Genomic DNA, 23224 nt, shown 5'->3' on the forward strand with positions numbered 1-23224 from the left:
AAACAGTTAATGGGGTCATGCCTGTTAGTTGGAGATCAGGGGATTGAGCCTGGTTTCATCAGACGAGATCGGGAATATATAGGCCGGGCTCGTGCTGGGAATGGCCGTCACGATAAATCCACCACTGGATTTGGTCGGGAAGTCGAGCCCCAGGCGCCAGATATCCAGGCTGCGGATGCCTTCACCCAGGAACTCGATGTTGCGTTCCTGCAGGATCGCCACCAGGAGTTCGGCCTGGTTGGCGAAACTGGCTGTGGTGTACGTGGTCGTTTTGTCGGACCGGTTGCGTACCGCATTCAGCAATTCAACGGCCCTCGCGTCGACACCGGCATTGCCGCGGGCCAGCGCTTCGGCCAGGTTGAGCATTACTTCGGAATAACGGATCACCGGCGCAAAATCGAGCCAGGGTGAACCGCTGTTGAATTTCTTCAGGTAAGACTTGCTGCTGGCCGTATCGATGAGTTTACGACGATCATCGGCTTTGGTCCACTTGGTATCGCCAATCACGCCATTGGCATTGAGGGAGAAAATACCCTGCCCACCTGCGCTGGATGGGCGGTAATAATGCCCCAACTGGTTTTGTGTGCCTGGCGCATCATTTACCGTAAATGGCATGGAAAAAATGTTCTCCAGGTCGGTGCTGGTGCCGGTAAACAGGTTGGTAATATTGGCAGCCAGAGCATTCGCCACACCGGATGGCGCCTTGAAGGGAGCTGTGGTGGAAACGATCTTATTGGCTTCTGTGATCACCTTGGGATAATCTCTCATTGACAGATAAACCCTGGTCTTCAGTGCGATGGCAGTATTCTTGTGGGCGCGCGTTGTGCGGGCCGTTGCATCTGCCACCGTGGCCGCCAGGTTGGTTTCTGCAAAATCGAGATCCTGCAGGATCTGCGTGTACACCTCAGCTACCGTTACGGGTGCCAGCTCGTTGAATCCAGGCCCCTTGATGCCTTTGAGACGCAACGGTAAACCACGCTTGCTACCATTGCCATCCCAGTATGGGCGGGCGAAGGTGGTGACCAGGATATAATAACTCAGGCCACGCAGGAAACGTGCTTCTCCCTGAAACTCGGTGGCTTTCGCGCCTGCTACCGCATTGCCACCAGCCTCCATACCATCCAGGAAGAGATTGGCCCGGTTGATCGTGCTGTAAGCATTCGACCACAAATTACGAGGTTCATCATCACTACTACCCACGGAAAACTCCCAGGGCGCACGCACTGTAACGCGGTTGGGATCTTCCGACACCAGGTTCTCTGCACGTGCATCGTTGTAGAGGAAATAACGACCACCCAGCACCTGACCGGATTTAATGGCTGCATAAATACCCTTTACCTGACCATCGATACGATCGAGTGTAGCAAAAGCCGTTTTATCGTCCAGCGCGGTGGTAGAAGTTGGATTCAAAGTGCTTTTCTGGCAGGAAAACAACACCATCGTCACTCCGCTCAACAAGGCCAGCTTCAACATATATTTTTTCATTGTGTTCTTTTTAATGTGTTGTTGGATAATTAAAACCCTACTGTTAAACCGATAGTACCTGTGATGGCATTACCCACCGTATTACGATCAACACCCTGGTTGCCGTTGCCGTTTCCATTGGAAGAAACTTCCGGATCGGGTCCTTTGTACTTGGTGATGATACCCAGGTTTTGACCACTCACATAGAAGCGCGCACTGGCGATACCCAGTTTCTGGCTGGCTTTGGCTGGCAGGGTATACCCCAGGGCTACGTTGCGCAACTTGATGAAATCACCCTTCTGCACGTTTTCGGAGATGGGATTGGCAGAACCATTCGATACGTTGTCGCCATATACCACCCGGGGAATATCGGTTACATCACCCACTTTCTGCCAGCGACGCAATACGGCCTTTTCGCTGTTCCAGAAACGTTGGTCGCGGATTGACGCCTGCGTACCATTGTACACATAGAAACCGCCCTGATAGGTCAGGAGTACATTGAGGTCGAAATTCCTATAGCTGAAGTTGTTGTCGAACCCGCCATAAAAACGGGGAATACTGTTGTATAAAGGAACCTGGTCTTTACCTGCGTCGATGGCAGGTGCCAGTGTACCGTCGAGGTAGGTATACCGGGAACCCGCTGCTGCAGCATGATTATACTGTACTTTCTCTCCCTTGGCATTGACGAAAATACGCTGACCGGTTTGTGGATTTACCCCTGCCGTAGGGATCACATAGAGGTAACTGATGGGATAATTGGGCATGGTGATGTTGACCGTTTCCAAACTGGTGGCCGACGTAATGAAAGGTACACCAGGCGCCAGTGTCGTTACCTTGTTGTCGTTGTAGGTATAGTTGAAGGAAGTGCTCCAGCGGAAATCCTTGCTGGAGATCGGTGTAGCACTAAGGGTTACTTCGATCCCTTTATTATACATCGCACCGATGTTGGTGAGCGGGTTGTTGGGCATACCGGTAGAAGGAGCCATCGGCACGTTCAGCAACAGACCATCCACATCGTTTTTATAATAGGCAATTTCACCGGTGATCTTGTCATTGAACAAACCAAAGGTAAAGCCGATATCCGTTTTTTTACTGGTTTCCCAGGTCAGGTCGGGGTTACCCGCCTGTGAGAAGGCCAGCGTAGCCTGTCCGTTGTAAGTACCTGCGCTATAGAACGAATTGGAAGCGAAGTTGCCGATGCCGGAGATATTACCCGTAGTACCATAGCTACCGCGGAGGCGCAGACTGTTGACTACACGACCAATGGCGCTGTTGGCAAAGAATTTCTCCTGCGCAACATCCCAACCACCGGAGAAGCTGTAGAAGTTACCGTACTCCAGACCATCAGCAAATGCTGAGTAACCATCGCGACGGAAAGTACCCGACAGGAAATATTTACGGTCGAAGTCATAATTAAGGCGTGAGAAACCGCTCCAGAGATAGTTCTCCCCCAATGCCAGACCGGAGGTATTGTTCAGCAACCAGCCGCCCTGCAAGTTGGTATAAAACGGATCGCTCAACTGGCTGCGGGAAAGGCCGTATCCTTCATTGGTGGTACGTTGTTGCTCTGTACCGACCAATACCGACAGCGCATGTTTCTCGAAGAAGGTATGATCGTATTGCGCTGTGGTGGTCCACACCCAGCGTTTGTTCTTTTGCAGGTTGCCAAAGGAAGCACCTGTCGGGAATCCATCGCCGATGATAGGCGTAGCAAACTGACGGTTATCAACGTTGAGGTAGTCGATACCATAGTTGGTACGAAGCGTCACATCGGGAATAGGCTTCAATTGCAAATACACATTTCCCTGGATGTGATCGTTCTCCGCATTGGAATAGTTGTTGTCGATGATAGGTACCGGATTCCAGAAGCTGATGTTCTCGGTATTGTTCATTCTACCGATGGCATTACCACTGGTATTGTAAGTCCCATCGTTCTTGTACGGAGACACGTTGGGTGGCAGGGTGAGTGCCAGACGGGCCAGACCCGCGGAAGCAAAAGAAGCACCAGGCAGTGAACCTGAGTTGGCTGCCGCCTTGTTCAACTCATTGGAGTAATTGGCATTCATGCCGCCCGACAGGATCTTGTTGATCTTGTGGTCTACATTGAAACGAATGTTCTTGCGGTTGAAGGAGTTTTTAAGGATCATGCCCTGCTGATCGGTATAACCGGCCGAGAAATAAAAGGTCGTTGCCTCGCTACCGCCCGAGATCGCTACATTATGACTGTGGGAGAAACCGGTACGGTATGCATAGTCGTACCAGTCGGTATTGATGGTTTGTCCATCAGGACCGGGTGTTGGCAGGTACCTGGGGGCAGCGGGTATGGCCAGGTTGGCCAGGCCTTCGTTCTTTACCGTCATATACTCTTCGGCATTCATCATATCCCAGAGGCGGGTGGGCTTGGTCCAGCCGGCCCAGCCATCATAGGTAACTTTAGCCTTGCCTCTTTTACCTTTTTTCGTGGTGATCAGCACCACACCGTTGGCACCACGGCTACCATAGATGGCAGTGGCGGCAGCATCTTTCAGGATGTCCATGCTCTCGATATCGGCAGGATTGATACTGGCCAGTGCATTCGATGCTGCCAGCGAACCACTCACGTCGCCGGTAAACGTGGGGATACCGTCGATCACGATGAGGGGATAGGAACTGAGGTTGATCGAGTTGGTACCGCGGATGCGGAATACAGGCGGGTTGTTGACCACCCCGTTAGGAACGGTGATCTGTACACCGGCAGCACGGCCACCGAGCGAGGCATCGAAGCTCGGTGCGGGCTTATCGGCCAGTACAGCGCCTTTTACGGTGGTAATATTGGCAGTCACAGAAGACTTCTTCTGCGTACCATAACCTACCACCACCACTTCCTGCAGCTCTTTGTCGGAAGATTTCAGTGAAATGTCGAATACCGTTTTGTTACCCACGGAAATTTCGGTGCTGCCATAGCCCACCGCAGAAATGACCAGCGCTTTGGCACTGGCCGGGGCGGTAAAAGAAAAGCTACCGGTTGCATCGGTGGTGGTACCAGTATTGGCACCTTTTACCAGCACGGAGGCATTGGGAATGGGGGCACCCTGGGCATCCGTTACTTTACCGGAGATGGCCTTCGTCTGGGCCAGCATCGTACCGGTGAGCAGCAACATGCCAAAGATCAATGTCAGTGTTTTTCTCATGCTCATGTGATGTGTTTATTTAGTATTGGTAATAGACAAAATCATATAAGGTCATCCGTTAGTAACGGACCGACATGACACCATCACCTGCCCCTTTGGGGCAGCAGTATGCGCTGTAAACGGGGTTCGGGTAAGAGATTGAGCTTTCGTTATGGCAAGGCAAAACATCCTCATGCCGCCTGTCGGCAGCATACTTCATACCTGTAAATCATGACTAAAACCATGGACGGCAGTAGCATACGTACGCTGGAAATGCCGTCTGATACGATCGGTGTTTTTTGGCTATACAGGAATTTTGCCCTAATGGGGCTGGTCATTATATAGAAGAGAAAGGTGGGAATCACTGCCGGTTAAGAAGCGTGTAATAGTAAATGTACTTCCGGTCAGTACCTATGTACCTTTTCTCATGTGCGCATTAGTTGCCAGGTTCGTTATTGAAATGTTAACGACTACAAGACTTCAAATCTAACAGACGTGCTGCATAAAAAAAATTTTTTCCCCCTCTATTTATAAATATTATTGTATTCTATATATCGGTATGTAATCAACCTGTTACGATAGTATTCGTAATTTCGTCCACGACTTGCTGCTGTTATCTTTTATATTACTATGTTTCAACACTATTCTTTACTCATTATTGGTGGGGGCCCCATCGGCCTGGCCTGTGCGCTGGCAGCGAAGCATGCCGGTATCGACTACCTGATACTGGAAAAAGGCTGTCTTACCAATTCATTGTATAACTATCCGATGAATATGACGTTTTTCTCTACCTCCGAAAGGTTGGAGATCGGCGGCATCCCCTTCGTATCGAACAATGTAAAGTCTACCCGACCGGAAGCACTGGAGTACTATCGGCGGGTAACGCTATCCAACGAACTGAACATTCGCCTGCAGGAAGAAGTGTTGACCGTAGACCGCGAAGATGCTCACTACCGGCTCAGGAGCAACCGGCATACCTATACCGCCACCAACATCATCGTAGCCACCGGCTTCTATGATATCCCGATTTACCTGGGCGTACCCGGCGAAGAGCTGCCCAAGGTGGTGCATTATTACAAAGAAGCGCATTTCTACGCCATGCAAAAAGTGATCGTGGTAGGTGCGAGCAACTCGTCTGTCGATGCAGCCCTCGAAACCTGGCGTAAAGGCGCCGATGTAACCATGGTGGTGCGCAAAGACAAGATCGGTGACCGCGTGAAGTATTGGGTAAAACCCGATATGGAAAACCGCATCAAAGAAGGCAGCATCAAAGTATACTTCAACTCACACGTACGTAACATCCGTGAGCGGGAAGTAGATATCGAAACACCGTATGGTATCGAGACCATCGCCAATGATTATGTGATTGCACTGACGGGCTATCAACCCAATTTCGATTTCCTGCGGCGCATCGGCGTGCAGCTTTCCAACGACGCCGTACTGCAACCAACGTATAATACCGACACCATGGAATCCAACCTGCCCAATGTATACCTGGCAGGCGTGGTGGTGGGTGGGATGAACACGCACTTGTGGTTTATTGAGAACTCCCGCATTCACGCGGAAAAGATCATCCAGGCGATTATAGCGAAGCGGGGATAAGCAGCTTCGCCGGATCAGTATTCCCGTCGCCCGCTACGGCGTGCGGCGACGTGACCGGTATGCCTGCCCGTCACTCTTCTTTCCGGTACACGTAGATCTCCACTCTTCTGTTTTGCTGGCGGCCCGCCGGGGTGCGATTGGAAGCAATAGGTTTCAGGTAGGCATAACCCCGGGCAACAAAGGGCAGTTGTTTGGGTGCCAGTCCTGCTGCAAGCCGGTCTTTAACCGCCCCAGCCCGGTTGCGCGACAGCGCTTCGTTGTAGGCCAGTTTGCCCACACTGTCTGTATGCCCCTCCACCACGATGGAATCGATGGTATACCCCTGTAATTGATTGACAAAACTATCCAACGTACTATGGCTACGATCGGTGAGCTGGTAACTCGCAGTCGCAAAAAAGATATCCGGAATAACCAGCGTATCGATACGCTGAAGTGGCGCAGGGGGCAGCCCTATCCGCATAACTGTTATGGGCAGTATGGTGGGGGGCGGCGGAGTTTTGCTGCGCACATAGATCTGGCGGCGCAGGTATTCATGCCGTTCATTTTCGTTGTAGATCTCTGCCTTTACGCTATCGGCCTGTGCACTTAATTGTTCAGCGGGATCGAGTGGCTTCATCGTCACCTCATCGAGAAAGAAATAGTAGTCACGGTTGAAATCGGGCATGCCCCGGAACCGGTATTCACGCCGGTTGAAGCAGCCGATCGTAATGTACTGTTCGTTGCCCGTGGCCGTATAATGCAGCCTTACCTTCTGCCATAGGCTGGGGTCTTCATACAAAGTATCCAGGGCATCGGTCGCCCATAGCTGGGGCGATAGCTCGTTGTGGCGGCGCTTCTCGTACAGAAAATCGGTGGTGGTGAAATAGACGCCTACACTATCGAGTATATCGTGGCGGGAGCGTACGAAGAATTGAATCTCGTATTGATGGCCGGGTTGCAGGCCACTCAATAATTTGGTGCGGATGAAATTGTGTACCCCTTTTTGATAGGCCGTGCCGGAAGCAAGCCCCACGAAATGGGTGCCCTTGTAGGCCTGGCCGGGGGTATAGTAGTAATAATTGGCGTAGAAAGAATTGGCGATCCAGGCCTCGGGGGCGCAATTGTGCTTGTATTCGGTGCAAATGTTCTCGTCTTCAAAACCGCCATTGACCAGCAGGTTTTGTGCACCGGCCTCGAAGGCCAGCAGGCTGAGTATGATCAATAAAAGGTGACGCATCGGTACGTAATAAAAAGGCCTGTTCCCGGAAGGTACGTTCATTCCGCGAACAGGCCTTATATCGTTGACGAAGCCACCACCGGATAGGTTGGGCGCTTATGCTTTTTCTTCCCAGATCATGGCCAGGTGTACAATGGTCTGCACGCTTTTTTGCATATCCTGCACACTCACGTATTCATGTTTGCCATGGAAGGCCATTTCGCCGGTAAACAGGTTGGGACAGGGCAGCCCCATAAACGACAGCCTGGAGCCATCGGTACCACCGCGTGCACTCATTTCATGTACTTCTACCCCAGCCCGGGCAATGGCCTCTTTGGCATTGTCACATACCTGCGGGTGCTGGTCGAGTATTTCTTTCATGTTGCGGTATTGCTCTTTCACCTGGAATTCGCCGCGGGAGCCCGGAAACTTATTCAACGCCAGTTGCAGCTCTTCTTTCAATACGTTTTCATATGGAGCCAGTTTCTTGGTCCAGAAATCGCGGATGATGAACTGGATGGTACATTTCTCGACGGTACCTTCAAAATGTACGGGGTGTACAAATCCGTAGCGATCTTCGGTCGTTTCGGGCGACCAGCCATCTTTGGGCAACTGGTCGATGAAATAAGCACCGACCTTGAGTGCATTCACCAGTTTGTCTTTCGCATAACCAGGATGCGCGCTCACGCCATGAATGGTGATGGTCAACGCATCGGCCGAGAAGGTCTCTGCTTCGAAGGAACCACGTTCGCCCCCATCGAGTGTATAGGCATAATCGGCCCCCAGCTTCTTGAGGTCGATGCGGTCTACCCCACGACCAATCTCTTCATCGGGGGTAAACAGTATTTTGATGGTTCCGTGTTTGACGTCGGGATGGGTAGTCAGGTAATTGGCCAGGTCCATGATGATGGCTACACCGGCCTTGTCATCGGCCCCCAGCAAGGTGGTGCCGGATGCCGTGATGATGTCGTCGCCAATGCGCTTGCGCAGGTAAGGATGCTCGGCGGTGGTGATGACCTGGGTAGGATCGTCGGGCAATACGATATCGCTGCCGTCGTAGTTGGTATGCACGATGGGCTTTACATCGGTGCCGGAACAATCGGACGCTGTATCCATATGGGCGCAATAACAAATGACCGGCACCTGCTTATCGGTGTTGGACGGGATGGTAGCGTATACATAGCCGTGGTCGTCGAGGTGGGCATCCGACAATCCCAGGGCCAGCAATTCCTGTACTAGTACCCTGCCGAGGTTCTTTTGCTTCTCGGTAGACGGGAAGGTATTGGACTGCGGATCACTCTGCGTATCGATCTGCACATAGCGCATAAATTTTTCCTGGACGGTGTAGCTATAATTATCGAACATGCCGTTGTATTTTTGGCAAGATAAATTTTTATGTTGATCAAACAGGCCTGGGTTCGTGCCCTACTCTTTTTTATTGCTTATGTCGGTGTTTATTTCGCCAGCGGTGCGGCTGTCGGTATTGTTTGGGCATTGCGCCACGGGTTGGCCAATGCCAACAAACTGCTGAATGACCCTACCCTAACAATGGCGGTACTGCTGTGCAGCAGTATTTCATTGATCGGGGTGGCCCTGCTGTTCCGTAAACTGGTAGACCGGCAATCGATCGTCAGTATGGGTTTTGCCTGGAAGGGCCATGGCCACGAAGCCGCTGCCGGCGTTTTACTCGGACTGATATTGCCTGGTGCCGGTTCGCTGATCCTCTATGCCACCGGCCACCTGGACTGGCTGGATACTGTTTTTGACGCCCGCGCCCTGGGTACCGGCCTGTTGCTGTTTACCCTGACGGCCTTCAGTGAAGAGATCGCCTTTCGAGGTTATATCCTCAATAATTTGCTACAGCAGCAAAACAAGTGGGTGGCCCTGGCCGTCAGCACCTTGCTGTTTGCGCTGATACACCTTGGCAATGCCAACCTGAACCCCGTCGCGTTTCTGAACCTGGTAGCCGGTGGCCTGTTGCTGGGATTGAATTATGTGTATACCCGCAACCTATGGTTCTCCATTTGTTTTCACCTCAGCTGGAACTTCTTCCAGGGTCCGATACTGGGTTATGAGGTAAGCGGATTGGGCCTGCAAAGCCTGTGGCATATGGAACGCCAGGGCGGCGTACTGCTGACCGGTGGCGCCTTTGGCTTTGAAGGATCGATCATTGCAACCTTGCTGCTGGCACTGGCCATCGGGTTGGTATGGCAAAGGTCCTGGTGGAAGCGGTGACGGGCTGCAGCACTGCACAAAAAAGGACCGCCTCCCGGCGGTCCCGACCATCTAACTTACTAACTACTATTTAAAGTCTTCGTTTACTTTTTAGGGGTGGCTTTCTTTTTAGCAGTAGCCTTGGGAGCGGGCTCCTGTACGGCGGTTTGCTGTTCGATCACCTCACTGGGGATGACGGTTTTGCCCAGGGGAATCGAGAGATCGGTAAAGATCGTTGGGAAGATGAAGGCCAGATTTTCGAGCGAGTTGTGGCTCACATCCACAAATTTCCAGGTAGCACCGGCATCGGTCGACTGCCCCACCAGGTGGCTGGTGATGATGGCACGTTTACCATCGATAAACGTGTAGCGCACCTTCTCGATCACCGCCTGCCATTGGTCGGTATCGTTGCGCAATTCGAGCAACCGTAAGATCTCGGGTTTTTCTTCCTGCTTGGGTTCCAAACGGAAGTAGATGGTGACCAGGTGTTCCTTAAACTGTTGGGGGCCTCCATAATACTTCACCACGGAGGGCGTGGTGAGGTCGGCGTAGGTTTTCCATTCCTGGAAGAACCAGGCCTTTACCAGGGCTTCGGCACTCTTCAGGGCGTTGTTGGCGGCCATGGTAGAATCATTGTCCTGCGCCTTGGTAACGAGCGCACTGCATGCCAATACGGATACTAAGATAGTGGTGTAGATTCGTTTCATAGGGTATATTCTTTGGGCCAAAATATAAAAAAGCCCGGTATGTTCATACCGGGCTTTTACTATGAAAAAATGCAGTATCCTGCATAGGAAATTAAGGCATAATAATGCGGGAAGCACCACCACCGATCGATACCAGCTCGATCTCGAAGATCAGGTCTTCACCTGCCAGCGGATGGTTGGCATCGAGAATGACGGTTTCTGGCTGTACGTCGGTAATAACTACAGGAATTACTTGTCCGGAACCGTTGGTCATGTTAAGACGCATACCGATCTCGGGCACCATATCGGGAGGGAAATTTGTTTTGGGGAACTCTACCAGCATACCTGGATCTTTGGGTCCGTATGCCTGATCAACCGGGATATTGATGGTCTTCTTCTCTCCTACTGTCATGCCGGTAATGCCGTTGTCGAATCCGGGAATCACTGCACCGCTGCCAACTTCAAATTCGAGCGGATCGCGACCTTCTGAGGAATCGAAAGTAGTACCATCTGTCAAACGGCCATGGTAGTGTACTTTTACGGTATCACCAGCTTTTGCTTGTTGCATCTGAAATGTATTTAAAATGTTATAAAAGGCAGTCACCACCTTGTTTTCTAATCAGCGTCGACAAGAAAAAAGTCCGGTTACCGGAAACAAAGTAAAGGGAAAAAAACCAGACACCCGTAGTTTTTAAGGTTATCTTTGAATTTCAGGCAATTAACCTGTTGGGTCATATATATCAATGCCTTATGAATAAATTGTGGCTTATTATCATATCGTTTTCTGCTGCTTTTTGTGCCGCGTTGAAGCCCGCCGAAAGCAGTACTACAACCTCGTTGAACACCGGTAAATTCCCGGCATGGGAATCCGCACAACCAGGTTCTCTGGCAGTTGGTCGCGGGGGTGAAAATGCCCCGTCATCAGCCAATCGCATTCAACCGGGTGCGGAACGCCTCGACCTCTACCTGCCGCTGATCAAGGGCAAACGGGTGGCCGTGTTTGCCAACCACACGTCGACCATCGGAAAAGACAATATCGTAGATGTGCTGAAGAAAAAAGGGGTAACCATCTCGGTGATCTTCGGACCCGAACATGGTTTCCGCGGCACGGCCGATGCCGGCGCCAAGATTGGCAATTACGTAGATAAACAAACGGGCATTCCGGTCGTATCGCTATATGGCAGCAAACACCGCCCTTCGGCAGACGACCTTAAAAATGTGGATGTGCTCCTGTTCGATATACAAGACGTAGGCACCCGCTTCTATACGTATATCTCTTCGTTGCAGGAGTATATGGAAGCGGCGATCGAGCACAACAAACCGCTGATCATCCTCGACCGTCCCAATCCCAATGGGTTTTATGTAGATGGTCCCGTGCTCGACACGGCTTTCCGCTCATTCGTCGGGATGCAACCCGTACCGGTGGTATATGGTATGACGATCGGCGAATATGCCTATATGCTGGCCGGCGAGCAATGGTTGCAACACAAGATCACAGCGACTATACATATCCCTTCGTCACCCGAGCGGGCTGCGATGCAAAAACGCACGGCACCCACTGATCCGAAAGCTTATTCGCTCACCATCATTCCATGCGCGCACTATACGCACAACGACAAATACGTGTTGCCGGTAAAACCTTCTCCCAACCTGCCCGATATCCAATCTATTTATTGGTATGCTTCCACGTGTTATTTCGAGGGTACGGTATTGAGCGAGGGACGTGGCACCACAAAACCCTTCCAGCTATTTGGCCATCCTACACTGCCTTCCTCCCTGAAGTCGTTTACCCCACGCAGTATGCCAGGGGCTACCAAACCCAAACTGATGGACCAGCTGTGTTATGGCTGGGACCTGAGCGGCACACCTGCGCAGGTATTGGACAGGGTCCACAACCAGGTACAGATCGGCTACCTGCTGGAAGCGTACCGCCTGTTTCCCAATAAAGACTCTTTCTTCCTGAACAAAGGCAACTTTTTCAATAAGCTGGTGGGCAATGATGAACTCATCCGGCAAATGAAAGGCGGCGTCGCGGAAGCGGAGATACGCAAGAGTTGGGAACCTGCCCTGGGTCGGTTTAAAGCGATCCGCAAGAAGTATCTTATTTATACAGATTTTCAATAAACGATTGCCCGGCTGAAGTGTAATTACAGCACCGGCCGCCAAACAGGCAGTTGATCAATTCTTGAATTATGAGCAGACAGTTGAACGATATACGGATCGTCTTTATGGGTACGCCTGAGTTTGCCGTGGCCTCGCTCGATGCCCTGGTAAAAGCGGGTGCACAGGTCGTAGGCGTAGTCACCGCACCGGATAAACCAGCTGGTCGCGGCATGAAGCTGACGGAAAGTGCGGTAAAGAAATATGCGGTAGAGCATGGACTGCCCGTGTTGCAGCCGGTAAAATTGAAAGATGCCGAGTTCCAGGAAGCACTTCGTGCCCTTCGTGCCGACTTGCAGGTGGTGGTGGCCTTCCGGATGCTGCCGGAAGCCGTGTGGAATATGCCGCCGATGGGTACGCTCAATGTGCATGGCTCATTGTTGCCCCAATACCGTGGTGCTGCCCCCATCAACTGGGCAGTGATCAATGGCGAAAAGGTGACGGGTGTTACGACGTTCAAATTGCAGCAAGAGATCGATACGGGCCATATCCTGCTGCAGGATAGTTTCCCCATCGGTGATGACGACAATGCCGGTATCGTGCATGACTATATGAAGGAAGTGGGCGCCAAATTGCTGGTGAAAACTCTGGAAGGGTTAGCCGCAGGCACTATCGACGAGAAGCCGCAGGAAGCGATTATCGCCGGTACGGCCGATGCGGGCGTGAGTGGCGCCGTAGCGACGGCCACCAATGCCGGAGCGCAAGCCGTGGAGCTGAAACACGCCCCCAAGATCTTTACAGAAACGGCAAAGATCGATTGGAATAAATCGGTGTATGAGATCCATAACTTGATCCGTGGATTATCGCCTTACCCCGGTGCGTTTACATACCTGCAAGACAAAACCCTCAAGATATTCCGGTCGGCCAAGGAGATCACGCCGCCTTCCATTCCCGTAGGTACGGCCGATACGAATGGCAAAACCTACCTGAAGTTTGCCTGTCCGGATGGATACATCCATGTACTCGATCTGCAACTGGAGGGAAAGAAAAGGATGCTGATCGACGACTTCCTCCGGGGTTTTCGGTTTTAGGCAAGAACGAGACTGATATTATATATTATCTTACTATATAGGGTGTTTTTTAACCTCTCTATCCGCAACAACCCGTTCACTGTCATATAATTATCATACATTTCAAGGCCCCGCATTGCACTGAGCTGCGGGGCCTTTGCATGCGGATAGCACGGTATATGCTTGACAATAAGCCTGGTATAGCTCTACGCATGCCACCAATATATACGGCGCATTGCACTGGAGGCCCATTTCAGTGCTATGCGTAGAGCTATACAGTGCAATGCGTAGACCTATTGCAGACGATTCGCCGAGCTATTCGCATACACGCGCCGTACACTCCGGGAGCTGTTCATTAGCGAAAGGGGGCATATTGCCCCCTGGAGGCGCGCTAAAAACAGCCAAGGTCGCACTGGAATGTTTACAACAGGGTATGTAAAATGCCTGTAAATAGCTGAGGTACAGCCTGCAACTGCCTGCCTGCTACCACCTCCCTATAGGGCAGGTAGCACTGTTTAGGCCAGTGGAGTGCGACCTGCAGTACTATCCAGTGCGACCTTCTCCGCTATATTGGGCCATTCAGTATACTGTAGGCGGCCATAAGAACATAAAAAAAGCTGGCTACCCTTGTAGCCAGCTCAGATATCTTTTACTGCGTTAACTGCTAGTGTTAATATTTCACATCCACATAGAACTTACCATTCTCGGCGCCGAGCTCGGAAGCAGCGGCATCACTGAGGCGGATGGCGAGGCCTACGCTTTCTTTCATGTCGGGCAGTTGGCCCAGCACTTTAGCGTAGACTGATTTATTGGTGGAAGAGAATGTGATCTTCACGATGGTACCAGTGGGTACGTTGTTCATGAGGGCGTAATACTTTCCATCCTTCCAACCACTGGTGCTGCGGAAGATACCGGCATTGCCGGTGCTGTTCTTACCAGACTCGGAATACTGGCTGCGGAAATAACCGCCTTTATAGCTGGCATTGCTACCGGTTGGGCTGATGGGTCCAGGAGCCGGATTGTTATTGACGGGTGCCGTAGTTGTTGGTGTGGTGGTAGCCGGTGTTGTAGTTGGCGGCGGTGGTGGAGGCGGCGTAGTCGTTACGGGTTTCTCCACGGGCTTCTCGACGGGCTTTTCAACCGGTGTGGTTGGCTTGGGCTCTTCGGTCTTCACCACAGCAGGGGTTGTTTCCTTGGGCGTAGTCGTGACAGGTGGTGTGGTGGTAGCCGGTGGTGTTGTGGTGGCGGGCGTGGTAGTTGCTGGCGCCGGCTCTGTTTTCGCTACCGGTGGTTCAGCGGTGACGGCCACTATCTTGTTGGTACCATTGGCGGCCAGGGCGCTTTGTCCGGTCTTAACTTTCAAATAACCCACGATGAGGTTCATGCCGGGTTTTACCTGGTCGTTGGTGATGTTGTTCCATTTTTCCAGGTTGGCCACGGGCACTTTATTATGGCTTTGGCTGATGCGGTAGAGCCATTCTTTATCCTGTACGGTGTGGTACAGGGGTACAAATACTTCGTCGGCTGCTTTGGTTCCGTCGTACGACACATTGGTGGTGAGGGGAACTTTAATGCTTTGCCCGATCGACAAGGGCTTGTCCATAGAAAGGCTGTTGAACGGGGCAATTTCTTTGGGGCTGATGTTGTACAATCTTCCGATACTATACCAGTTTTCCTTGGCCACTACGGTATGCGTCAGGTACTGCGCGGGGGCCGTGCCCTGCACTTTCAGCTGCTGCGCACGCGCCATACCGGCCGTCAATACCAACACAACAATTAATACATTGATTTTCAACATAGTCTTGAATTTCATAACCGTGCAAAGATGCAGCATATTTTAATTGTTTCCACTTTTCAATATCCTCCAGCCGGAGGGATAATAATTGTTGATGCGATTGGGCAATACTTTCATCCAACCGATGGCGATGCCTTCATACTGTACCAGCGTCCAACCGGTTTTGGCGCCCGTAACGCTAACTTCTTCCCTGCGTAAATATTGCAGGGCTGTTTCCTTTTTTAACGTTATCGCAACAGTGCCGCTGGCGAGTATATTACTCAATGCCAGGGGATGATCGGGTACCAGTCCGTTGCCGGCCAGTTTACCAATTATTATACCGGCTTTTCGCAGGTAGAGGTGCTCGGATACGATCTGCAGCGACTCCTCCAACGATGCCGGCAGTGCAATGATCATATCACCCTGCTTGTAACATTGTATAGACTGATCATCCTGTAGCCAGGGTTGCAGCGTGGCCGCTTCCGCTTTGGAAACTTTTTGCCATTTGCCCTTTTTCGGGGCACGCACTGTATTGCCACTACCTTGTTTTTTGCGGAAGCAGGCGAGGAAGAATCCTTCTCCTTTCACTTTATCGGGAAAGAAGCGATAGCCTGTTGCCTGGTGTTGCGCACTGGTAGTAGATACGATACCCCAGGACGGATCGATGTGGAGTGGCAAACTTTCTACCTCAAATTCATTCATCAACCAATCGAGGATGGCTTCATCTTCTGCCGTAGAATAAGAACAGGTCGAATACACCAATACACCATCTTCTTTAAGGCAAACAAAGCTATCGGCCAGGATACGTTGCTGCCGTTGGGTGCAGAGCTGCACATTGTGTTCGCTCCATTCTTTGATGGCTTCTTCATCGCGGCGGAAGAGGCCACTGCCGCTGCAGGGCGCATCGATCACCAGCAGGTCGAAGAAGTTTTCGAGGCGTGCAAAATGTGCCGGGTCGTTGTTGGTCACGATGGTATTGGCGGCGCCCCATTTGGTGAGGTTTTCCTCCAGGATGGCGGCGCGGGTCTTGATCACATCGTTGCTGACCAGCAGGCTGGTGGGCGTGATGAGTGATTGCAACAGGGTCGACTTACCGCCCGGAGCGGCGCAGAGGTCCAGTACCCGGATATCTTTGGAACAATCGGTGGTTTGTTTGACGGCCTGCTCTACAAACATGCTGCTGGCTTCCTGTACATAATACAGGCCGCCGTGAAAAGCAGGATCGAAGGTGAAGGAAGGCCTGGCCGACAAGTAATACCCCTGGCTGGTCCAGGGAATCGGGGTGGCGGTGATGCCTGTTTCAGCCGTGATGAGTTGCAACGCCTTTTGTGCCGCCTTTTGCGGGTCATCATCCAGGTGGGCCAGTCGTAGTGGATTGAGCCGGATAGAGGTGACCTGCTCGCCCGACTGGTGCACAGCTTCGAAGCTGGCGCGGTCGTATCCCGGCACACCTTCCAGCGAATCCAATAGTTCTTTAGGTATGATCAATTGTCGACGATTAATCGGGCAAATGTACGCTTGAAACGGGATATGTGGTAGTGGGGCGAGCGCATTGGGTTTACGCGGAGTTGGGCGGGCGACCAGTCTTTAGTCGACGAGGTCGTGCAACTCCTCTACCCCGTCGCCATCGGCGGATTCTTTGGAGGATTTGCTGTTGTGGGCACTGGCTGCAGGCTTGTCCAATCCGCGTAGCCATAAATAAAAGAAGGCGATGTGCGCTACGGTGATCAAGCCGATCTCTACCATGATGGCTATGGTTCTTTCACTGGTCGGAATTTCTTCCTGGAGCATTGTCACGTCGCTGGTGAGCATACCCAGGGCTGGCCAGACAAAAAAGTTCAGAAACAGGCAAGCTACATGAATCAAGGCGGCGGATCTGTTGAGTATGCGTTTCCGCCAGTGGTAATAGAGGATTGTTTCTATCAACAAACCTGTCAGTACGATCAGGTCGAACCTGAACCAGTAATTGGCCCGCAAGGCTTCCCCGGAATATTGGCTGGCGGCACCATCTACTTCGACCTCTATAGCATAGAAACGATACCAGGTCATCAAATAATCAACGGCGATCGTTGCCTGAAACAGCAGGATCAGCAACATGCACCAAAACGGCGCGAGGAACGATTTTTTAGAATTTACCTGGTTGTTCATGTTAACTGTGCTCAGCAAATTCGTCCAGTATGTTGGCGGGATCGATTGTTGTAGGACGCTTCTTTCGTTGCGCCTGACAGATCATAACCATTAAAAACACATGGGCGATGCCGATGCCGGTCCAATATAATAAAGGATTGGGTACGAGCCAATCAAATAATATGTTCATGCGTATCGCCACGATGGGTAAAAATACGAGTACGAAAGCAAGTGGAAGGATGTACCCTGCGGCCAGGAAGCGGTTGTATCGTTTCTTTCGGAGACGCCAAAGCAGTATGCTTTCGGCAATCAGCACCACCACCGTAATGCCTGCCCAGACAGCTCCCCGTACAAAACGATGACTGGTCTGTGGCCCTGGGTATCGATCAAGTTCGGCCGCATGTTCCTGCTCATACGCTCTCTCACTGGCGAGACTGGTTGAAGCCATTGTTACAAAGAAATAGATGGCAAATGCCTGCACCAATATCAACGGCACCAACAGGTAGATGGGGGCGGTAAATTGTTTCGTCTTGGACAAGGGGACGTTTTTAGGCGTTGTAGTCGTTCAGGAAGTTCTCGGCATCATCATCTGTGTTTTGCTCGGGATGGTTTTTCTTTTTGTACGCGTCTACCAGCACCAGAACGAAGCAGAGGTGGCCGATGATGAGTACGCCCCACATGACTCCTACCTGTATTGATGTCAATGTGGCTAAACCGCTCTGCACTTTTTCAGCTGGAAACTGACTTGATACCCAAATTGTCGCGATCGCATACAACAGGGGCATACCAATAATAGCAATGATCCATCCGGTGAGATGCCCCCATATCAGTCTTCGGTTCAATTGGTAATAACGAAGCCTCCAATAAATGATCACTTCAGAGAATAATATGATGAAGTACCCGCCTAACGATATCCATTGTGCCCTGATCAATTGCTGACTAGCTCCGGTATTCAATCTATCCGTACGACTCATTTGCCAGAACGCTACTATCACAACGGCCGTCAAGGCCGATTTCAGGAACAAGATGATCGACAGCCACCACACGGGTGTAGTATAAGGTTTTCGTTTCAAGTCGGGATAATAATCAGCTATAGTATGCTTACAAATTCTTGATCTCGGCGATCAGGTCCTGCAATACTTTTTTGGCATCGCCAAACAGCATCGAGGTCTTGGGCTGGAAGAAGAGATCATTTTCAATACCGGCATAACCGGGTTTCATACTGCGCTTGTTGACGATCACATTTTTGGCCAGCTCCACATCGAGGATCGGCATGCCATAGATGGGCGAAGCCGGGTCCGTTTTAGCAGCTGGGTTCACTACGTCGTTGGCGCCCAATACAAGCACGACATCCGTAGTGGGGAACTCTTCATTGGCCTGCTCCATCTCCTGCAGCTTCTCATAACTTACATCCGCCTCCGCCAGCAATACGTTCATATGCCCCGGCATACGGCCCGCCACCGGATGGATCGCATACTTCACTTCCACCCCTTTGCTCTCCAATAATTTTTCCAACTCGTGGCAGGCATGCTGTGCCTGTGCCACCGCCAGTCCATAACCCGGCACGATCATCACTTTGTGCGCATAGGTCATGATCACCGCTGTATCGCTGAGGGAAATTTCTTTGTACGCGCCCTGCTCTTTGGAGCCACCTCCACCGCCACCAGTGTTGCCACCACCAAAGGAACCGATCAATACATTGAGTAGCGAACGGTTCATGGCCTTACACATCAGGATCGTGAGCAAGGTACCTGCAGCTCCTACCAGGATACCGCCAGTGAGCATTACTTTATTATCATACAGGAAACCGCCGCAGGCAGCGGCCACCCCGGTAAACGAGTTGAGCAAAGAGATCACCACCGGCATATCCGCACCGCCGATGGGCATCACGAACATGATGCCGTAGACCAGTGATAGTCCGAGTACGGTATAGAATAGTGCGGTAATGTACGCGGTATCGAGTGGAAGATCGGGGGCATCGTCGGTAGACCCTACGGCCATCTTGATCTTGTAGATCACAAAAACCGACAGACCAAGGATGGCTGCCAGCATGATCTGGTTCACGATGTGTTGTCCTTTGAAAGCGTAGTCTTTGATCTTGCCATTGAGTTTGCCCCAGGCGATCATGCTGCCGGCAAAGGACACAGAGCCGATGATGAGCCCGGCAAAGATGGTGATCAGTACACCGGTTTGCACCCCCAGCTCCAGTACGGCATTGTCGATCTGCTCTCCGGCTTCGTAGGCCTCGGTGATGGAATTCTTGAAGCCTTCGTGGGCATAGTGGTTGAATTCGATGAGCGATATGAGCGCCGCACAAGCGCCACCCATGCCGTTGAAAAGACTCACCATTTCGGGCATGGCGGTCATCTTCACTTTTTTGGCGGCCAGCATGCCGACGACCGCGCCGATCAACAGTCCACCAAAGATCCAACCGTAGTTATGAAGCTTCTCGCCGGATTCGTCATCCCGGTACAGGAAGATGGTGCCAAAGATGGCGAGCGTCATACCGGCGGCGGCCAGCCAGTTGCCTTTGCGGGCGCTGGCCGGGTTCGACAGCATTTTGAGGCCGATGATAAACGTAACCGATCCGATGAGGTAGATGAGCGTGAGTATACTGAATTCCATAGCTGCTTAATTCGTTAATGCCCGTGAATACACGCCGGCCAGCGGCGCCTACATTACTTTTTCTTCGACTTGAACATTTCCAGCATCCGGTCGGTGACGACGAACCCGCCGACGACGTTGAGGGTGCCCAGCACCACGGCCAGGAAACCCAGGATGAGGGCCGGGTAATTGTCGCCTTCGGCCTTGCCCATCACGATGATCGCGCCGATGATGACGACGCCGTGTATGGCATTGGCACCACTCATGAGCGGTGTATGCAATACACTGGGCACCCGGCCGATCACTTCAATACCTACAAAGATCATCAGGATCACGATATAGATGATCTGCTGGTTGTCGGATAGCCACTTCAATGCTGCTTCCATATATGCTTCTTTTGAGAATTTGATATGTTGAACGATTGCGATTCCTGGTGTTCTTCTCCTATCCCTTCAACCGCTCGTGTACCACCGCGCCACCATGGGTGATGCAGGATCCCTTCACGAGGTCATCTTCCCAATTCAGGTGAATGCCTCCTTCTTTGTTGATGATCAGTTGCAGGAAATTGAGCACGTTTTTACCATACAGCTTACTGGCATCTGCCGGCATGCTGGCGGGCAGGTTGCTGTCGCCGATGATGCGTACGCCATTCACCGTGACCGTTTCATTGTTCTTTGTAAACGGCGTATTGCCACCCGTGGCCGCGGCCAGGTCGATGATCACCGAACCATTGCGCATCGCCTGTATCATCTCTTCCGATAACAGGATCGGCGCTTTTTTGCCGGGTATCTGTGCCGTGGTCACGATGATATCTGCTTTGGCCGCACTTTCTGCGATCTTCTGTTGTTGTTTTTGCTTGTACTCGTCTGTTTGTTCAACGGCGTAGCCGCCGGCTTTGGAAGCATCGGCGGCGCCCTCCACTTCTACAAACTTCGCCCCAAGGCTCATGACCTCTTCTTTCACGGCGGGGCGGGTATCGAATACCTCTACCACCGCACCGAGGCGGCGGGCAGTGGCAATGGCCTGCAGGCCAGCTACACCGGCACCAAGTATGAGTATCTTGGCGGGCGCGATACTTCCGGCTGCTGTCATGAACATGGGGAAGTAACGCCCATAATTGTTGGCAGCCAGCAATACGGCCTTGTAACCGGCAATATTGGCCTGCGAGCTCAGTACGTCCATACTTTGTGCGCGGGTGGTACGCGGCAACATATCGAGACTGAAGGTCGTAAGCTGCTGCCGGGCCCAATCCTGCATGAGGCCGGGATGAAAGAGTGGCTGGTAAACGCCCAGTAGTATCTTGTTGGAGAGTGTTTCCGTTTCGGGCACCTGGTGAATGGAGAGCAGGATATCGGAAGCATTCAATACCTCCTGGCGCGATTTGATATCGGCCCCTGCTTTGGTATACTCGTGATCGTTGCTCCAGGCTTTTTCCCCTGCCCCCTGCTCTACCCAAACTGTAATGCCTTTTTTGGTGAGCGTGGCTACCGCTTCGGGCAGCAGGGATACGCGTGTTTCGGCTGATGATTCTTTTAAAATTCCGATCGTCATACCCATTGTTTGTTCTTTCAAGGTAAGGAATATTTGGGTTCGGTTGGGGAATCCAGTACTGTCTATTTTATTGTTTACCGCAAACTAAAACTGGTCCATGGGCCCCATCGGGGTTTCCATGAACCAGTGTATTCATTTATTGACCGATACCGGTCAATTATTTCTTATACGATTCTTAATACGCCTGTGCGAAGAACACACGTTGCTTGCTCGGCTTACCGCTGAACACGCACACGCCTTCTTCCTTGTCGCCTTCGAGGGGGATACAGCGTATGGTCGCTTTGGTAGCATCCTTGATCTTCTCTTCGGTTTCGGCGGTGCCATCCCAATGGGCGGAAATGAAACCTCCCTTGTCGTTGAGCACTTGCTGAAACTCTTCCCAACTGTTCACTTTCGTGATGTTGTCGTTACGGAATTTGAGCGCCTTCTCGAAGATGGCCTGCTGGATCTCGGTGAGCAGGTTGACGATGTGGTTACCCAATCCATCGAGGGATACGGTTTTCTTTTCGCGGGTATCGCGACGGGCCAGCTCTACCACATTGTTCTCGAGGTCGCGGGCGCCGAGGGCCACGCGAACGGGCACGCCTTTCATTTCGTGCTCGGCGAATTTCCAACCCGGACGCGTGTGGTCGTTGTTGTCGTATTTCACGCGGACACCAGCGGCTTTCAGTTCGGCCATCAGGGCAGTCGCTTTCGCGTCGATGGCGGCTTTGCTTTCTTCGCCCTTGTAAATAGGCACGATCACTACCTGGAAGGGGGCGATCTTAGGCGGCAGGATGAGTCCTTCGTCGTCGCTGTGCGCCATGACGAGGGCACCGATCAGACGGGTGCTAACGCCCCAGCTGGTCGCCCATACATATTCCAGTTTATTCTGGCTATCGGAAAACTTTACGTCGAAGGCTTTGGCGAAGTTCTGTCCGAGGAAGTGTGAAGTACCTGCCTGCAGGGCTTTACCATCCTGCATGAGCGCTTCGATGCAATAGGTTTCCACCGCACCGGCAAAACGCTCGCTTTCGGATTTGATGCCTTTTACGACGGGCAAAGCCATCCAGTTTTCGACGAAGTCGGCATACACATGCAGCATTTGTTCTGCTTCTGCAATGGCCTCCTGCGACGTAGCATGGGCGGTATGCCCTTCCTGCCAGAGGAATTCGGCCGTACGGAGGAACAGGCGGGTACGCATTTCCCAACGCACTACATTGGCCCACTGGTTGATGAGGATAGGCAGGTCGCGGTAGGATTGGATCCAGTTCTTATAGGTATTCCAGATGATGGCTTCGCTGGTAGGGCGAACGATGAGTTCTTCTTCCAGTTTGGCTTCCGGATCGACCATCAGGGCGCCTTTTTTATTGGGATCGGCTTTGAGGCGATAGTGGGTGACAATAGCGCACTCTTTGGCAAAACCTTCCGCATTCTTTTCTTCGGCTTCAAAGAGACTTTTCGGTACAAATAGTGGGAAGTAGGCATTGACGTGACCGGTGTCCTTGAACATTTTGTCGAGGGCGTCGCGCATATTTTCCCACAGGGTGTATCCATATGGTTTTATTACCATACAACCGCGAACTGCCGAATAATCGGCCAATCCGCCCTTGATGACGAGGTCATTGTACCATTGGGAATAGTCGGCACTTCTGCTGGTGATCTCTTTGCTCATGTTGTCGATGTTATGGTCCTGGCGGTTTTTTGCC

Annotated in this window: 19 protein-coding genes; 4 read left to right on the top strand and 15 right to left on the bottom strand. The window is 51.8% G+C overall.

Annotated features, from left to right (window positions below):
- Window positions 1-24: 24 nt before the first annotated feature.
- Window positions 25-1485: a RagB/SusD family nutrient uptake outer membrane protein gene (locus P2W70_RS27100; protein WP_276484696.1), complete on the bottom strand. Its 1461-nt coding sequence runs from the start codon at window positions 1483-1485 to the stop codon at window positions 25-27.
- Between the two features lie 29 nt (window positions 1486-1514).
- Window positions 1515-4640 (bottom strand): SusC/RagA family TonB-linked outer membrane protein, encoded by a 3126-nt coding sequence (locus P2W70_RS27105; RefSeq protein ID WP_276484697.1) that lies wholly within the window; start codon window positions 4638-4640, stop codon window positions 1515-1517.
- A gap of 603 nt (window positions 4641-5243) precedes the next feature.
- Here P2W70_RS27105 and P2W70_RS27110 point away from each other — a divergent pair.
- Window positions 5244-6215, top strand: a complete 972-nt coding sequence (locus tag P2W70_RS27110) for a YpdA family putative bacillithiol disulfide reductase (RefSeq protein ID WP_276484698.1) — start codon at window positions 5244-5246, stop codon at window positions 6213-6215.
- A 70-nt stretch (window positions 6216-6285) separates the two neighbouring features.
- Here P2W70_RS27110 and P2W70_RS27115 read toward each other — a convergent pair whose 3' ends face one another.
- Together P2W70_RS27115 and pepT are read right to left on the bottom strand one after the other, a co-directional pair.
- On the bottom strand, window positions 6286-7431 hold the full coding sequence (locus tag P2W70_RS27115) for an OmpA family protein (RefSeq protein ID WP_276484699.1): 1146 nt from the start codon (window positions 7429-7431) through the stop codon (window positions 6286-6288).
- A 96-nt stretch (window positions 7432-7527) separates the two neighbouring features.
- Entirely contained in the window at window positions 7528-8775 is a 1248-nt protein-coding gene (gene pepT / locus P2W70_RS27120) for a peptidase T (protein ID WP_276484700.1), read from the bottom strand.
- A gap of 30 nt (window positions 8776-8805) precedes the next feature.
- Here pepT and P2W70_RS27125 point away from each other — a divergent pair, with 30 nt between their 5' ends.
- The gene (locus tag P2W70_RS27125) at window positions 8806-9645 is read left to right on the top strand and encodes a CPBP family intramembrane glutamic endopeptidase (protein ID WP_276484701.1); all 840 of its coding nucleotides are present in this window, start codon (window positions 8806-8808) and stop codon (window positions 9643-9645) included.
- A gap of 83 nt (window positions 9646-9728) precedes the next feature.
- Here the strand turns inward: P2W70_RS27125 and P2W70_RS27130 are convergent, their stop codons facing one another.
- A complete protein-coding gene (locus tag P2W70_RS27130) occupies window positions 9729-10331 on the bottom strand; it encodes a hypothetical protein (protein WP_276484702.1) in 603 nt (200 codons plus the stop codon).
- A 91-nt stretch (window positions 10332-10422) separates the two neighbouring features.
- Entirely contained in the window at window positions 10423-10878 is a 456-nt protein-coding gene (locus tag P2W70_RS27135; protein WP_276484703.1) for an FKBP-type peptidyl-prolyl cis-trans isomerase, read from the bottom strand.
- 182 nt (window positions 10879-11060) lie between these two features.
- On the opposite strand from P2W70_RS27135, the gene P2W70_RS27140 reads away from it, so the two are divergent.
- Together P2W70_RS27140 and fmt are read left to right on the top strand one after the other, a co-directional pair.
- A complete protein-coding gene (locus P2W70_RS27140; protein WP_276484704.1) occupies window positions 11061-12434 on the top strand; it encodes an exo-beta-N-acetylmuramidase NamZ family protein in 1374 nt (457 codons plus the stop codon).
- Window positions 12435-12502: 68 nt separating this feature from the next.
- Complete coding sequence (gene fmt / locus P2W70_RS27145) at window positions 12503-13501, top strand: methionyl-tRNA formyltransferase (RefSeq protein ID WP_276484705.1); 999 nt, start codon at window positions 12503-12505, stop codon at window positions 13499-13501.
- A 649-nt stretch (window positions 13502-14150) separates the two neighbouring features.
- Here the strand turns inward: fmt and P2W70_RS27150 are convergent.
- The 9 genes from P2W70_RS27150 to proS form a co-directional block, all read right to left on the bottom strand.
- Entirely contained in the window at window positions 14151-15278 is a 1128-nt protein-coding gene (locus tag P2W70_RS27150; RefSeq protein ID WP_276484706.1) for a LysM peptidoglycan-binding domain-containing protein, read from the bottom strand.
- A 39-nt stretch (window positions 15279-15317) separates the two neighbouring features.
- Complete coding sequence (locus P2W70_RS27155) at window positions 15318-16742, bottom strand: methyltransferase RsmF C-terminal domain-like protein (protein ID WP_276484707.1); 1425 nt, start codon at window positions 16740-16742, stop codon at window positions 15318-15320.
- 99 nt (window positions 16743-16841) lie between these two features.
- Window positions 16842-17402 carry a hypothetical protein gene (locus P2W70_RS27160; RefSeq protein ID WP_276484708.1) on the bottom strand — a complete coding sequence of 187 codons (561 nt, stop codon included), beginning with the start codon at window positions 17400-17402 and terminating at the stop codon, window positions 16842-16844.
- A gap of 1 nt (window position 17403) precedes the next feature.
- The gene (locus tag P2W70_RS27165) at window positions 17404-17919 is read right to left on the bottom strand and encodes a hypothetical protein (protein WP_276484709.1); all 516 of its coding nucleotides are present in this window, start codon (window positions 17917-17919) and stop codon (window positions 17404-17406) included.
- Window positions 17920-17929: 10 nt separating this feature from the next.
- Window positions 17930-18454 (bottom strand): hypothetical protein, encoded by a 525-nt coding sequence (locus P2W70_RS27170; protein WP_276484710.1) that lies wholly within the window; start codon window positions 18452-18454, stop codon window positions 17930-17932.
- A gap of 28 nt (window positions 18455-18482) precedes the next feature.
- Window positions 18483-20006 (bottom strand): NAD(P)(+) transhydrogenase (Re/Si-specific) subunit beta, encoded by a 1524-nt coding sequence (locus tag P2W70_RS27175; RefSeq protein ID WP_276484711.1) that lies wholly within the window; start codon window positions 20004-20006, stop codon window positions 18483-18485.
- A 53-nt stretch (window positions 20007-20059) separates the two neighbouring features.
- Window positions 20060-20371 (bottom strand): NAD(P) transhydrogenase subunit alpha part 2, encoded by a 312-nt coding sequence (locus P2W70_RS27180; protein ID WP_276484712.1) that lies wholly within the window; start codon window positions 20369-20371, stop codon window positions 20060-20062.
- A gap of 58 nt (window positions 20372-20429) precedes the next feature.
- Window positions 20430-21536: a Re/Si-specific NAD(P)(+) transhydrogenase subunit alpha gene (locus tag P2W70_RS27185; RefSeq protein ID WP_276484713.1), complete on the bottom strand. Its 1107-nt coding sequence runs from the start codon at window positions 21534-21536 to the stop codon at window positions 20430-20432.
- Between the two features lie 175 nt (window positions 21537-21711).
- A complete protein-coding gene (gene proS / locus P2W70_RS27190) occupies window positions 21712-23190 on the bottom strand; it encodes a proline--tRNA ligase (RefSeq protein WP_276485390.1) in 1479 nt (492 codons plus the stop codon).
- Window positions 23191-23224 lie beyond the last annotated feature (34 nt).

This window comes from Paraflavitalea pollutisoli, from assembly GCF_029360705.1.
Classification (GTDB): Bacteria; Bacteroidota; Bacteroidia; order Chitinophagales; family Chitinophagaceae; genus Paraflavitalea; species Paraflavitalea pollutisoli.